The 14,240-nt window shown below is 32.5% G+C and carries 10 protein-coding genes; 2 read left to right on the top strand and 8 right to left on the bottom strand.

All coding sequences use genetic code 11. From position 1 onward, the window contains the following. Nucleotides 1-11: 11 nt before the first annotated feature. The 3 genes from gltB to B5E79_RS06365 are packed head-to-tail and all read right to left on the bottom strand — an operon-like array spanning nucleotide 12 to nucleotide 8,207. Entirely contained in the window at nucleotides 12-4,493 is a 4,482-nt protein-coding gene (gltB, locus tag B5E79_RS06375) for a glutamate synthase large subunit (protein ID WP_206393140.1), read from the bottom strand. 13 nt (nucleotides 4,494-4,506) lie between these two features. Then, nucleotides 4,507-6,087 carry an asparagine synthase B gene (gene asnB / locus B5E79_RS06370; RefSeq protein ID WP_087297385.1) on the bottom strand — a complete coding sequence of 527 codons (1,581 nt, stop codon included), beginning with the start codon at nucleotides 6,085-6,087 and terminating at the stop codon, nucleotides 4,507-4,509. A 26-nt stretch (nucleotides 6,088-6,113) separates the two neighbouring features. Then, the gene (locus B5E79_RS06365; RefSeq protein WP_087297384.1) at nucleotides 6,114-8,207 is read right to left on the bottom strand and encodes a glutamine synthetase III family protein; all 2,094 of its coding nucleotides are present in this window, start codon (nucleotides 8,205-8,207) and stop codon (nucleotides 6,114-6,116) included. 255 nt (nucleotides 8,208-8,462) lie between these two features. Here B5E79_RS06365 and purF point away from each other — a divergent pair, with 255 nt between their 5' ends. Then, on the top strand, nucleotides 8,463-9,866 hold the full coding sequence (purF, locus tag B5E79_RS06360) for an amidophosphoribosyltransferase (RefSeq protein ID WP_087297383.1): 1,404 nt from the start codon (nucleotides 8,463-8,465) through the stop codon (nucleotides 9,864-9,866). A 24-nt stretch (nucleotides 9,867-9,890) separates the two neighbouring features. On the opposite strand, the gene B5E79_RS06355 is transcribed toward purF, so the two are convergent. Together B5E79_RS06355 and B5E79_RS06350 are read right to left on the bottom strand one after the other, a co-directional pair. Next, nucleotides 9,891-10,280, bottom strand: coding sequence for a hypothetical protein (locus B5E79_RS06355; RefSeq protein ID WP_087297382.1), 390 nt, complete (start codon nucleotides 10,278-10,280; stop codon nucleotides 9,891-9,893). Between the two features lies 1 nt (nucleotide 10,281). Further along, the gene (locus B5E79_RS06350; RefSeq protein WP_087297381.1) at nucleotides 10,282-10,617 is read right to left on the bottom strand and encodes a hypothetical protein; all 336 of its coding nucleotides are present in this window, start codon (nucleotides 10,615-10,617) and stop codon (nucleotides 10,282-10,284) included. Between the two features lie 110 nt (nucleotides 10,618-10,727). Between B5E79_RS06350 and B5E79_RS06345 the strand changes: the two genes are divergently transcribed. Beyond that, nucleotides 10,728-11,078, top strand: a complete 351-nt coding sequence (locus B5E79_RS06345; protein ID WP_087244762.1) for a hypothetical protein — start codon at nucleotides 10,728-10,730, stop codon at nucleotides 11,076-11,078. A gap of 26 nt (nucleotides 11,079-11,104) precedes the next feature. Here the strand turns inward: B5E79_RS06345 and B5E79_RS06340 are convergent, their stop codons facing one another. The 3 genes from B5E79_RS06340 to B5E79_RS06330 form a co-directional block, all read right to left on the bottom strand. Then, on the bottom strand, nucleotides 11,105-11,473 hold the full coding sequence (locus tag B5E79_RS06340) for a hypothetical protein (RefSeq protein ID WP_087297380.1): 369 nt from the start codon (nucleotides 11,471-11,473) through the stop codon (nucleotides 11,105-11,107). Nucleotides 11,474-11,869: 396 nt separating this feature from the next. Continuing rightward, a complete protein-coding gene (locus B5E79_RS06335) occupies nucleotides 11,870-13,024 on the bottom strand; it encodes an ATP-binding protein (protein WP_241147463.1) in 1,155 nt (384 codons plus the stop codon). 463 nt (nucleotides 13,025-13,487) lie between these two features. After that, nucleotides 13,488-14,099, bottom strand: a complete 612-nt coding sequence (locus B5E79_RS06330; protein WP_087297379.1) for a hypothetical protein — start codon at nucleotides 14,097-14,099, stop codon at nucleotides 13,488-13,490. Nucleotides 14,100-14,240: the final 141 nt, after the last annotated feature.

Below are 14,240 nucleotides of genomic sequence, written 5' to 3'. Positions count from 1 at the left end.
ACATTACCCTCCTATTGATGAACTTCTTTAAAGGCCATTAATGCAGCCTCATCATGTGAATAGCCTTGTTTTTCAAAGCTTTCAATATTATCTAACATACACGCATAATTAACTGGCACAATTTTTTTAAAATGTGGTATCCATGCTTCAAAACTTTCCAAGATATCTTTAGCCAGTAATGACCCTGTATATTGCACATGTTTTTGTAATAACAATTTTAAATCTTCTATATCCTTATGCTGTTTGACTTCCTGCATTGTGACTAATTCTTTATTTAAACGTAAATATAAATCATGATCTTTATCTAAGACATAAGCGATACCCCCGCTCATTCCTGCCGCAAAGTTCTTTCCTGTTTTTCCTAAAACAACCACTTTTCCACCAGTCATATATTCAAGTCCATGATCACCACAGCCTTCTACCACAGCAATCGCACCAGAATTACGGACCGCAAAACGTTCACCAGCACGACCACTGATATAGGCTTCTCCTGATGTTGCTCCATATAAGGCAACGTTTCCAACAATGACATTATCTTGAGCCACAAATTGAGCATTTGAAGAAGGATGAATAATCAGTTTTCCACCAGATAATCCTTTTCCAAAATAATCATTGGCATCTCCTTCAACTTGCATTGTGAGACCTTTTGGTATAAAGGCTCCAAATGATTGTCCGGCTCCACCAATACATTCAATCTGATAAGTATCATCTTGCAGATTGTTTTGGAAACGTTTTGTGATTTCACTTCCCAGCAATGTTCCTAAACTACGATCAAGGCTGGAAATATGTATTGTCTCCTGATGTGGCTGTTTTGTTTCCAGATAAGAAAGGAATCTTGGTAACAAGACTTTTAAATCCTGACTATCTTCTAAGTGGAAATCAAAAACATTTTCTTTTTGGAAATGCACATTGAGATCCTTTTTTGTAAAGAATGATTCTAATTCCTGATATTCTGGTTTGACTTTCAAAACTTCCATATGTCCTATCATTTCATCTATGCTATGGAATCCCAGCTGTGCCATGATTTCACGTAATTCCTGAGCAATAAAAATCATAAAATTCATAACATATTCTGGTTTCCCTTTAAAACGTTTTCTAAGCTCAGCATTTTGTGTTGCGATACCGACTGGACAAGTATCAAGATTGCAGACACGCATCATCACACAACCCATTGTCACTAATGGTGCTGTCGCAAAACCAAATTCTTCTGCACCTAATAATGCTGCCACAGCTACATCTCTTCCTGTCATTAATTTTCCATCTGTTTCTAAAACAACACGTGTTCTTAAATCATTTTCGATAAGACTCTGATGAGCTTCAGCTAGTCCTAATTCCCAAGGCAATCCCGCATAATGAATCGAACTTTGCGGAGCTGCTCCAGTTCCTCCATCATAACCAGAAATCAAGATAACTTCAGCCCCAGCTTTGGCCACCCCCGATGCGATTGTTCCTACACCTGATTCTGAAACAAGTTTGACAGAAATACGCGCATCACGATTGGCATTTTTTAAGTCATAAATCAATTGTGCCAAATCTTCAATAGAATAAATATCATGATGTGGTGGTGGTGAAATCAAAGTGACTCCAGGTGTTGAATAACGTGTTTTGGCAATCCAAGGATAAACTTTCTGTCCTGGTAAATGGCCTCCTTCACCCGGTTTTGCACCTTGTGCCATTTTAATTTGAATTTCTTTGGCACTGACCAGATATTCACTTGTGACTCCAAAACGACCACTGGCCACCTGTTTAATGGCACTATTGGCTTCTGTATATAATCTTTCTGGATTTTCTCCACCTTCTCCAGAATTTGATTTTCCTCCTAAGCGATTCATTGCAATTGCTAAACATTCATGAGCTTCCTTAGAAATAGAGCCATAAGACATTGCTCCTGTTTTAAAACGTTTGACAATCTCTTCAACACTTTCTACTTCATTAAGAGGAATAGAATGTCTTTGTGTTGTATCAAATTCTAATAAATGACGTAAAGCAAAGGGTTGACTTTCTAATTGATGAGAGTATTCTTTAAATAATGCATAATCACCACTTTGAGTTGCTCTTTGAAGTAAAACGATTGTTTCAGGACTATACATATGCACTTCACTTTGTGGTCCACGTCTCAATTTATGGAAACCTAAACTTTTTAATGATGTATCTGTCTTTAATCCTAATGGGTCAAAGGCATGATCATGATAGTAACGAATATCATTTTCAATATCTGTCAAACCTTTTTCTCCCACACGATAAACTGTATGAGGGAAATAGTTTTCCATAATATCTTCTTTTAAACCAACAACTTCAAAGATTTGTGCTGACTGATATGACTGTAAAGCAGAAATACCCATCTTCGCGGCAATCTTAACAATACCTTTTAAAATGGCATGATTATAATCTTCAATAGCCTTATTTTCCTCTTTATCCAACATATTAAGCTGAATCATTTCCATGATACATTCATGGGCCAGATATGGATAAATAGCTGTAGCACCAAAACCTAATAAACAGGCAAATTGATGAACATCACGTGGTTCACCACTTTCTAAAACAATGGACATCGCTGTTTTTCTTTTAGTTTTGACCAAATGACTTTCTACAGCTGAAACAGCCAGTAATGAAGGAATCACCAAATGATTATCATCGACACCTTTATCAGAAAGAATTAAGATATTGACACCTTGACGATAAGCTTTATCACAATCAAGAAATAACTGATCTAAAGCTTCTGTTAAGGAAATCCCTTTGTAATATAATAAAGAAATGACTTGACTATGGAAACCATCACGATTTAACTGTTTGAGTTTATCCATATCACGACTGTCTAAAATCGGATTATTAATTTCTAAGACCTGACAATTATCAGATTGATCCTGTAATAAGTTTCCATTAGATCCTAAATATACCGTTGTATCTACAACCACTTCTTCTCTTAAAGAATCAATAGGTGGATTGGTCACTTGAGCAAACTGTTGTTTAAAATAATGAAATAATGTTGGATGTTTTTGACTCAACATAGCAAGTGGAATATCTGTTCCCATGGATGCTGTAGGTTCTACACCATTTTTGGCCATAGGTAAAATCATATCTTTGACATCTTCATATGTATAACTAAAAATCTTATATAAGATATCACGATCACTTTGACTATGAATATGAGATTTTTTATCTGGCGCCGGTAAATCTTTTAAATGTAATAAATAATAATCCAACCATTCTCCATAAGGATGTTCTTTAGCATAGCTCATTTTACATATATCATCTTCAATCAGCTGCTGTTTTTGTGTATCTACTAATAACATTTTTCCTGGTTGAAGACGTGATTTTTTGACAATATGACTTTCATCAATATCTAAAACGCCAACTTCTGATGATAAAATCAAAGTCTGATCATCTAAAATATAATAACGTGATGGCCTTAAACCATTTCTATCTAAAGTAGCTCCCATGGAAATACCATCAGAAAACAAAATAGCAGCAGGTCCATCCCATGGTTCCATCATTGTGGCATAATAATGATAAAAATCTTTTTTCTCTTGTGACATGGCTGTATTTTTCCATGGTTCTGGAATCAATAGCATCATAGCTTTAGCTAATGGCATCCCATTCATATATAGGAACTCTAACGTATTATCCAGCATGGCTGAATCTGAACCATGTACATCAACAATTGGGAAAACCTTTGTCATATCTGATGAAAAATACTTTGAATCTAATGTTTCTTCTCTGGCCAGCATACGATTCGCATTACCTCTAATTGTATTAATTTCTCCATTATGAGCAATCATACGATTAGGATGTGCTCTTTGCCAGCTTGGATTGGTATTGGTAGAAAAGCGTGAATGAACCAATGCTATGGCACTATGATAATCATGATCTTGTAAATCATCATAGAATTGTCTTAATTGATGAACAAGAAACATCCCTTTATAGACAATTGTTGATGAAGATAATGAAACCACATATGTCTGTGGTGAAGATTTTTCAAATTCACGACGAATCACATATAATACTCTTTCAAAGTCCATTCTTTGTTGACAAGTTTTAGGTTTTTCAATAAAGCATTGCATAATATAAGGCATACAATCCTTGGCCTTTTGACCTAAGATATCTTCATGACATGGCACTTCTCGCCACCCTAGAAATGTGGCCTGATGTTTCATGACAATGCGTTCTAAAGTTTTCATAGCTTTTTGTCTTGTCAGTGTATCCTGTGGTAAAAAGAACATTCCCACAGCATAATCATAAGGTTGAGGCAAAGTGATATGGAGATTATGTGCAACTTTATTAAAGAAACGATGTGAAATCTGTAATAAGATTCCAACCCCATCACCGACTTCTCCACTGGCATCTTTTCCAGCACGATGTTCTAGTTTTTCGACAATTGTAAGTGCCTGATCAATAACCTGATAATCCTGTCGTCCATCAATATGAACGACAGCTCCAATACCACAGGCATCATGTTCTCTGACATGATGCAATCCCTGATTATACTCTTTCATCAAATCATCCTTTCTACTTTCCACTATCTCCATAATTTTCTAAAAACCTGGCAGAAGGATCGTTGACCTGACAGCCTTCCCAATTTGGATTTGGCATCCAGAATCCTTTCACCATTTGTGCCTGATGTGGATAATATTTTTCAAAGATTTCACGATATAATAATGACTCTTTTGTAAATGGTTGGGCGAAATCATATTTCTTTCTTTTTTCTTCAAATTCCTGATCACTATAATAATTATTCGCATAAGCTTTGATTTCATCACTTAATGAATGTCCTACCGCATCTGAAAAAGCTGCTTTTTCACGCATTAAGATATCTTGAGGTAAATATCCTCTGTCAAACGCTTTACGCAATAAATATTTTCCTTTTCCATAATTATTCATTTTTAAAGCAGGATCAATATGCATAACATAATCCACAAAAGCCAAATCTCCAAAAGGCACACGTGCTTCTAAGGAATGAACACTAATACAACGATCAGCACGTAAGACATCATACATATAAATTTCTCGAATACGTTTTTCAGCTTCCTTTTGGAATTCTTTTGCATTTGGCGCAAAATCGGTATATTTATAACCAAATAATTCATCTGAAATCTCACCCGTTAATAAAACTCTGATATCTGTATGCTGATGAATATACTGACAGACAAGATACATACCAATAGATGCACGAATTGTTGTAATATCATATGTTCCTAAAGTGGCAATAACAGGTTCTAAAGCACTTAGAACATCATCTTTTGTGATAATCACTTCGGTATGTTCACTGCCAATAAACTCAGCCACTTCTTTGGCATATTTTAAATCAATGGCATCTTTATCCATACCAATTGCAAAAGTACGAATAGGCTTTTTCAATAGACGAGAAGCCACAGCACAGACAAGTGATGAATCTAATCCTCCACTTAATAAGAAACCAAGTGGTGCATCTGCATCCAATCTTTTTTCAATACCTTTGACTAATAAATCATGTATATTTGTATAGATTGTATTGAAATCATCATGATGATAGTTTTCCACCAGGCTCATATCTCTATAACAAACAAACTCCCCATTTTGATAATAATGTCCTGGTGGAAAAGGTACAATCTTATCACAGATGCCAACTAAATTTTTGGCTTCTGAAGCAAAGACAATGTGTTGATGATCATCATAACCATAAAATAATGGGCGAATTCCAATCGGATCTCTAGCAGCAATAAATTCTTTTGTATCACCATCAAAAAGAATCAATGCAAATTCTCCATCTAATTCTTTAAACATGTCTACACCCATTTTTTGATAAAGAGGAAGCAGGATTTCACAATCACTCTCCCCTTGAAAGTCAAAGCCCTGCTTCATCAATTCTTCTTTCATTGGTCTAAAACCATAGATTTCACCGTTACAGACAACATAATGCTTCCCTCTTTGAAATGGTTGCATACCATACTCATTTAATCCCATGATGGATAAACGTTGAAATCCCAATAGCCCTTTACCTGTATCAATAATACGCATAGCATCAGGTCCCCTGGTATGTGTTCTTTCAAAACCTTTTAAAAAAATCTCTTTTTCTACATTGCTGTCGCAATACGCCATAATCGAACACATTGTCATAACCCCTCTCTTATATATTTTTATAAAATACCAAATAACAGTTTGCCATATGTTGGGAATGGCCATACATTTTCGGCAGTTAATGTTTCCAATTCATCACATGGTGTACGTAAAGCACTCATAGCTGGAATGACTTCATCTCGATAATAGAAAGCTGCCTTTTCAAAGTCTTCAATCGCTTCAGCTTCTTTTAAGACTTTGTCTAAATGTTTTGTAGCTTTGAAAGCTTTATCTAATAATGTTGAAACATCTTTTAAAGTTTCTTTTTCATAAACATTTTCTAACTTGGCAACTTCTGTTTTCATTGCACAAGTTTGTGCTAAGTCATATGAATATTGACTAACAGCTGGTAAGATTTCTTTTTGAGCCATATTGACCATTGTTAAAGCTTCAATATGCAAAATCTTGACATATTCTTCCATCATAATTTCATAACGAGAATGCACTTCTTCTTCATCAAAGACTTTATGTCTTTTAAATAATTCAATATTGTTTTCCTTGATAAAATATGGTAAAGCATCGGGTGTTGTACGTAAGTTTAATAGTCCACGTTTCTTGGCTTCCTCTACCCATGAATCATCATAACCATTACCATTGAAAATAATACGTTTATGTTCTTTGATTGTTCCTTGAATCAATGCATGTAATGCTGAAGAAAAATCCGGTGCTTTTTCTAGAATATCCGCAAATTCTTTTAATTCATCTGCAATCACTGTATTTAAAACAATATTACATCCTGCAATAGATGAACTTGATCCTGGCATACGGAATTCAAATTTATTACCTGTAAAAGCAAATGGTGAAGTACGGTTACGATCTGTTGTATCTTTAGGAAATTTAGGTAAGACATGAGCCCCAATCTTCATGACTTCTTTTTCCTTAGAATCATATGGTCGATCTTCTTCAATAGCTTTTAAGATTTCAGCTAATTCATCACCTAAGAAAACAGAAATAATAGCTGGCGGTGCTTCGTTAGCTCCCAAACGATGATCGTTACCTGCAGTCGCAACAGATAATCTCAACAAATCCTGATGTTCATCAGCCGCTTTAATCACAGCGCATAAGAATAATAAGAATTGAGCATTTTCATGTGGTGTATCTCCAGGTTCTAATAAATTCACACCTGTATCTGTTGATAATGACCAGTTATTATGCTTTCCACTTCCATTGATACCATCAAATGGCTTTTCATGTAATAAAGCTACCAAACCATGTTTTTTCGCAATTCTTTGAATCAATTCCATTGTTAATTGGTTATGATCAGTCGCAATATTGGTAGTAGAGAAAATAGGTGCTAACTCATGTTGAGCTGGTGCAACTTCATTGTGTTCAGTTTTCACTAAGACACCTAATTTCCATAATTCTTCATTTAAATCATTCATAAATTCTTGAACTCTACTCTTGATTGTTCCAAAATAATGATCTTCCATTTCCTGTCCTTTTGGAGATGGTGCACCAAATAAAGTACGTCCTGTATAAATCAAGTCTTTTCTTTGTTCATAATATTTTTTATCGACTAAGAAATATTCCTGTTCAGGTCCCACTGTTGTTTTGACATTCTTAACATTTTCGTTACCAAATAATTTTAAGATACGTAATGCCTGTTTGTTGATAGCCTGCATACTTCTTAATAATGGTGTCTTTTTATCTAAAGCATGCCCTGAATAAGAACAGAATGCTGTAGGAATACATAAAACGCCATTTTTAATAAAAGCATAAGATGTCGGATCCCAAGCTGTATATCCTCTGGCTTCAAATGTTGCACGTAATCCCCCATTCGGGAAAGATGACGCATCAGGTTCTCCTTTAATTAATTCCTTGCCAGAAAATTCTAAAATAACTTTCCCATTTTTGTTTGTACCAATAAAACCATCATGCTTTTCAGCTGTTACACCTGTCATCGGTTGAAACCAGTGCGTATAATGTGTAGCTCCATGTTCCACAGCCCAATCTTTCATCGCATTCGCCACAGCATTTGCAATCTTGATATTTAAAGATTTCCCCTCTTTAATTGTTTTTTGAAGTTCTCTGAAAGTATCCTTCGCAAGTCTTTCTTCCATGACTTCTTCATCAAATACCAAAGTTCCAAAAATATCTGTTATTTTCTTTTCCATATCTATCACTCCTTTATGTAAACCTATCCGTTTACTTATTTTGCATTATGATACAGCTTCGTGTTTTTGTCAATGTTTTTTTATCATTTTAATAAATTATTATTATATTTGATTGAAAAAATACAATTATTCCGTTATAATAAAGACGAATAGGAGATATTGAATCCCGTAATATTTATTTTTATGTAACATCTTATACAACAAATTTTGATATATGTATCTCCTATTCTTCTATAAAATATAAGGAGAACAACAATGATAAATGATTTAAAAGAAATTCATGAGGAGTGTGGTGTGTTCGGTGTGTTTCAGCATCCAAATGCAGCTAACCTCTGTTATTATGGTTTACATGCCCTTCAGCATCGTGGGCAGGAAGGAGCCGGTATTTTAGTTGCAAATGATCATAAACTTTCTATTCATAAAGGAGAAGGTTTGGTCACTGAAGTTTTTAACAGTGAAAAGATTCATCAGATGAATGGTATTCACGCTATTGGTCATGTGCGTTATTCAACTGCTGGTGGTGGAGGTATTATGAATGTACAGCCATTACTTTTTAGAACCATGGTGGGTGATATGGGAATTTGTCATAATGGAAATATTGTGAATGCTAATGTATTGAAAGCTGAACTTGAAGAACAAGGCAGTATCTTTTCATCTTCATCTGATACTGAAATTTTAGGACATTTAATCAAACGTCAAAAAGGACATATGATAGATCGTATCTGTGCTTCTTTAGAAAAATTAGATGGAGCTTTTGCTTTCCTCATTCTTTTAGAAGATCGTCTCTATGCTGTCAGAGATCGTTATGGATTAAGACCACTAGCTATTGGACAGCTCCCTAATGGAGCGTATGTCTTTGCTTCAGAAACATGTGCATTAGATATTGTAGGCGCTAAATTTCTAAGAGATGTCGAGCCAGGAGAAATAGTCAGAGTCAAAGGCAATCAATTGTTATCTCGTCTTTATACAAAACAGCCTATACATGATAAGATCTGTGCTATGGAATATGTATATTTTTCTCGTCCCGACAGTATCCTTGATGGTATCAATGTTCATACAACACGTAAAAATGCTGGAAAACAACTTTATTTAGAAAGTCCAGTAGATGCTGATATTGTGATTGGAGTACCAGATTCATCTATATCTGCTGCAATTGGATATTCAGAAGCTTCCCACATTCCTTATGAAATGGGACTAATTAAAAACAAATATGTCGGAAGAACATTTATTCAGCCTACGCAAGAATTAAGAAATCAGGGTGTTCGTATGAAGCTTTCGGCTGTTTCTTCAATTGTGAATCAAAAAAGAGTCATCATGATTGACGACTCTATTGTCAGAGGAACGACATCCAAACGTATTGTGACTTTATTAAAAGAAGCAGGCGCTACAGAAGTTCATGTCAGAATTGCTTCACCTGCAATCAAATATCCTTGTTTTTATGGTGTAGACACGTCTACTCTTGATGAATTAATTTCTCATAAAATGACAACTCAGGAACTCTGCACATATATTGGTGCTGATTCCTTAGCCTTCATCAGTGAAGAAGGACTTCAAAAATCTATTCATTTTAAAAAAGAACATACCTGTGATTTATGTATGGCTTGTTTCAATAGAAAATATGTCACACCACTATATGATAATGATTTTCAGGACGATTAAAGGTTTGTCAAAACGACAAACCTTTTATATTTTTATCGCAATAATCAAAGCCAACATCCCAATAACAAGAACCGTCCCACAAATCCTTAATACTTTATTTTCCTGCTTAGAAGATAGCCATGAAAATTTTTCACTTATTAACTGCTGTGTCATAGATTTATAAATTTCAACGCCTAAGAAAATTAAAAATATGATATACAATTTTAAAGAGTTCACATCAAACCCTGAAAACAAATCACAAACATATGCCCAAAGCAAAACAACAATAACCAAACCAGTAAAATAAATTCCTTTAGAATAACTATAGGTATTCCAATAGCCATATGCCTGATAATCTCGACAGAGCACATCTTTAATAATCAATGTCGAAGCAACTACAAAGAACAAATAGTCTGCTGAAGTCATATATAACATTTTACTCTTCTTCCCTCTTAAAAAAGTGCTTATCAGCAACATATTGGCTGATTTTCAGTCTACGTAAAGTTTTGCTTTCAAAAACTACAATAATACCTAGTATTGCTATTTTGATATATGCTATTCCAAAAGATAAAAAAAGACCTGGAAATACAAATAAGAATAAGACTGCCAGCCAATCCTGTATAACTTCTCTTTTCCATTCTTTCTTAAATAAATCTGGAAACAAAGGCTTATCTAGAATACAAACCAGACATTTATCACTCATCACTTCATATAATATAATCCCAATAAACATAACACATATATAAACAATTTCTCGAATGATTTCTTCCATTTTGATCACCATCTTATATATATCAAAATAATATGAAATTTTTGTGTATTCACTTTTTTGTTTAGATAACATCGTTTTCTGTTATATAATGAAAAAGAGGAGTGGACATCATGAATAAAAAGAAAATACGTCTCATTATTGGAGGGCTTATATCCCTTCTCATAGCATGGATTATCATAGACACTTTCACAACTGTTCCTATCTATTTATATATTGATCAAGTCCATGAACAACAATCCCAGATTATTATTCATATTCCTTATGGTTCAGGTCATTATTACTATAAAAAATATAAGCTAAATCAAATAGAAGATGGTGTTTATCAAATTCAGGGTTATGGCTCTATGCTTTCAGGAAAGAAATACCCTTTAGAAATAACAATTGATAATAGTCAAAATCAAATCAAAGAAATCAAACAAAAAAACTTGGACAATCAATTAGAAACGATATATTCTCAATGAAATAGCAAAATAAGGCTATTTCTTTTTTATATAAACTTAATCATGACCAACAAAGCTAATAGTGCAATGACTATAGAAGTTCCACAAACCTTTAAAATCATATTTTCTTGTCTTGATGAAAGCCATGAAAAATGTTCCGTAATAGAATGATGATTTTGCATTTTATAAAAATCCATACCTACAAATAGAACATATATCATTAAAATCTTTAAATCATTTAAATTCATTTCATCATGTAAATATAATAAAAACAACAATAACCCTATAACTATACTTCCTATTATATGTAATCTTTTTGAGCCATTAAAAACATGTCTCTTAGAAAAAACATCTCTTATGACATAAGATGTAAGTCCCATAAAGAAAGCAAATTCTGGCATTGTCATATACAACATATGATTTTCTCCCCCTCCATTTTCTTATCTTGATTTCAGTATAACAAAGCAAGATATTAATGATATATTCATAGTCTTTATTTTAAGTTAAGATTTTATTAAAACAAAGTATTATCGCAATTGCCTACTAGATATTTACTAAACATATATAATTCATATATGTAAAAAGCCTATACAAACATCCATTTGCATAGGCTAAAGTTCCTATAATATATTTATTCGTTCTTCTTGTACGATAGTTAACTTTTGAAAAATATCCTCATTACTATTATCTGTATTTTGTAAATAAACTTTTTTCTCTATCGTAACTGATATTTAGTAGCTCGTCCTTTCCCCGACTTATCAATAATATTTTTATCAGATAATGAATTCAGTATTCTAATAAGCTTTGCCTTATTATAATGACTTTTTTTCTATTTCTGCTCTTGATAATTTTAAATTTCCATGAAAAAGCTGTATAATCTGTTGTTCTTCACTTGTTAAATTAGTAATATCTAATACAGTTGGTAATATGATTATTATGGAGTTCTCATAGACTTTAAATTCTGGCTTCGTTATTGAATCATAGTATGATTTATTGATTCTTTTGATTCCTGTGCCAAACATTTCTATATATCTTAATCTATAGAATACATTTCCTATAATTGGATTTCTAAGCATTGAAATCTGTCCATCGAGATATTCTGCTTCACTCATTCCTGAAGGAAGACCTCCTGGAGAACTTATTTCGATTCTATCATCAAACATACTTACTCTTATAAATGCATTGATGTCCCAAAAGCGATGAATCATAGCATTGGCTATAGCTTCACGAAACGCATTTTCTGGGATACGATTGACAATCTTTCTAGAAGTTCCATCAATCTTTTCATATTGATAATATTTTTTATACATTTCAACACTTTCTTCCAATAACAATAAAATAGATTTATTTTCTAAAATAATTCTATCCATAATTTCATCAATATCTTGCCCAAATTTTATAATATCAACACCCTTATAATTATTTTGATCAGCAAGTAATGCTGCTGCATTATTATATTGATGATTTTTTGTATATAAATCTAATGTTTTCAAAATATCTTCATTTAATTCTTGTATAGCCAATTTATCTTTTAAAGCTTTTTCTAAACATTGAAATGTTAAATCCTGTTTTCGAGAAACAAGTTCTTCATATGATTGATGACTTCCTTCTAATACAAGTCTGTTCAATTCCAGTCTATCTACTTCAATAGTTGAAGTATCATGTCTTTTATATGCTTTACCTTTATATAAATAAGGTTTCAAATCACTTTCATAAACAGTAAGAGTTATTGTTGAATCATCATTAATATTTAAATCATATAATGGTACAGGATTCATATTATCGTTCATTTTGTTTTCAATACTTAAACAAAAATCTATTGCATTTTTTATTCCTTTAACCAGACCATCATCGTCAATTCCAAAAACGATTCTTCCTGTTCCATAGTTTGCGAAAGCACTGACTGTCTTGAGAAATGTGTTGGATTGTATCATTTCTTTAAACTCTAAATTTCTAGATTCTTTCATAACAGTCTCCTCCCTGAATATATTATTGTTCCATTCGTTTTGCAACGAAAAATATTATCGTTGCATTTTTATTGCAATGAAAGAAAAAAATCGTTTCAAATCATATGAAACGAAAAAGTAACTATTCAAAAAGTATAACCATAATATTCATTATTAAACTCTTTCAATAATTCTTTTCCTTAAATCCTTTTTTCTACGCCATCAATAATATCTTTCAAAACAATACTATCTCTTTATTGAGATAGAACCATTAATACATGTTACTTATATAAAGATTAAATTTATATTTTCATGCTTATGTTTATCTTTTCATTAGGTAAGGCTAATAAAAATGAAATAATAACAACAGAATCTGTAGTTATATTATAACAAAGAAGAACTCCTATAAGTTCTTCAATAAGTTTTTCTCTTAAAGTGTTATCTGAAATAACCTTTAAAAATTATATATACTTTTTATTGATTATTATTCACTTCTTGGTGCTTGTTTTGTGTCATGAAAAGTAATAGTTACTTCAATACCATAATCACAATTTTCTTTAGTAAAATTTTCAGGGTTAGGTGGATCAATTGGATTATCTTTTTTTCCAAGTACTGTAAAAAGGACAATTTCTTCATTTGCTTCGATTTTTTTATTATCTAATGTATTTGCAAACATGACTTTATTGCTATTTAATGATTCTAAATAATGTTGAGAAAAATTATATTTGATTATATTATTTTCAGTTTCTGAATGGATCAAATAAATATCGTATGTTTCATCACCTAAAACAATAGCTATTTGTCCATGAGAATATATATCATCTTCGTAAGATATTATCTGTTTTTCCCATTCATTTTCTTTTTCATATACACAAATACTTGCAGATTTCAAAGGCTGACTTAATTCATATTCATAGACAGGATAATCATCTTCTGTATCACCAACAACACTTTGAGTTAAAGCTGTTTCAGAAATATAATTGATTACACCTGATGTTGTAGATTCATTTTCAGCATTATTATTGTTTGATTTCTTTGAACTTGTACACCCAATCAACACAAAAACACATACAACAAATAATAGAACTTTTTTCATAAGACTCATCCTTTCTTTATCTATTATCATTATACCAATGTTGATAATAACATTCAAAATAAACAAATCTTATGAAAATATTAATGCGAAATACTATTTCATGAAAAACTTAGGATTTGAAATGCTAATAAACCATTTAAA

Origin of the sequence: Massilimicrobiota sp. An134 (genome assembly GCF_002160815.1) — a bacterium.
Classification (GTDB): domain Bacteria; phylum Bacillota_I; class Bacilli_A; order Erysipelotrichales; family Coprobacillaceae; genus Allocoprobacillus; species Allocoprobacillus merdigallinarum.
This window is presented reverse-complemented; position numbering and strand designations above follow the sequence as displayed.

Excerpts from the sequence above, each read along its gene's own strand:
- B5E79_RS06365 (WP_087297384.1), bottom strand. The coding sequence starts at position 8,207 with ATGGAAAAGAAAATAACAGATATTTTTGGAACTTTGGTATTTGATGAA.
- purF (WP_087297383.1), top strand. The coding sequence starts at position 8,463 with ATGATAAATGATTTAAAAGAAATTCATGAGGAGTGTGGTGTGTTCGGT.
- B5E79_RS06345 (WP_087244762.1), top strand. The coding sequence starts at position 10,728 with ATGAATAAAAAGAAAATACGTCTCATTATTGGAGGGCTTATATCCCTT.
- B5E79_RS06330 (WP_087297379.1), bottom strand. The coding sequence starts at position 14,099 with ATGAAAAAAGTTCTATTATTTGTTGTATGTGTTTTTGTGTTGATTGGG.
- B5E79_RS06355 (WP_087297382.1), bottom strand. The coding sequence starts at position 10,280 with ATGTTATATATGACTTCAGCAGACTATTTGTTCTTTGTAGTTGCTTCG.
- B5E79_RS06335 (WP_241147463.1), bottom strand. The coding sequence starts at position 13,024 with ATGAAAGAATCTAGAAATTTAGAGTTTAAAGAAATGATACAATCCAAC.
- B5E79_RS06340 (WP_087297380.1), bottom strand. The coding sequence starts at position 11,473 with ATGTTGTATATGACAATGCCAGAATTTGCTTTCTTTATGGGACTTACA.
- asnB (WP_087297385.1), bottom strand. The coding sequence starts at position 6,087 with ATGTGTTCGATTATGGCGTATTGCGACAGCAATGTAGAAAAAGAGATT.
- gltB (WP_206393140.1), bottom strand. The coding sequence starts at position 4,493 with ATGAAAGAGTATAATCAGGGATTGCATCATGTCAGAGAACATGATGCC.
- B5E79_RS06350 (WP_087297381.1), bottom strand. The coding sequence starts at position 10,617 with ATGGAAGAAATCATTCGAGAAATTGTTTATATATGTGTTATGTTTATT.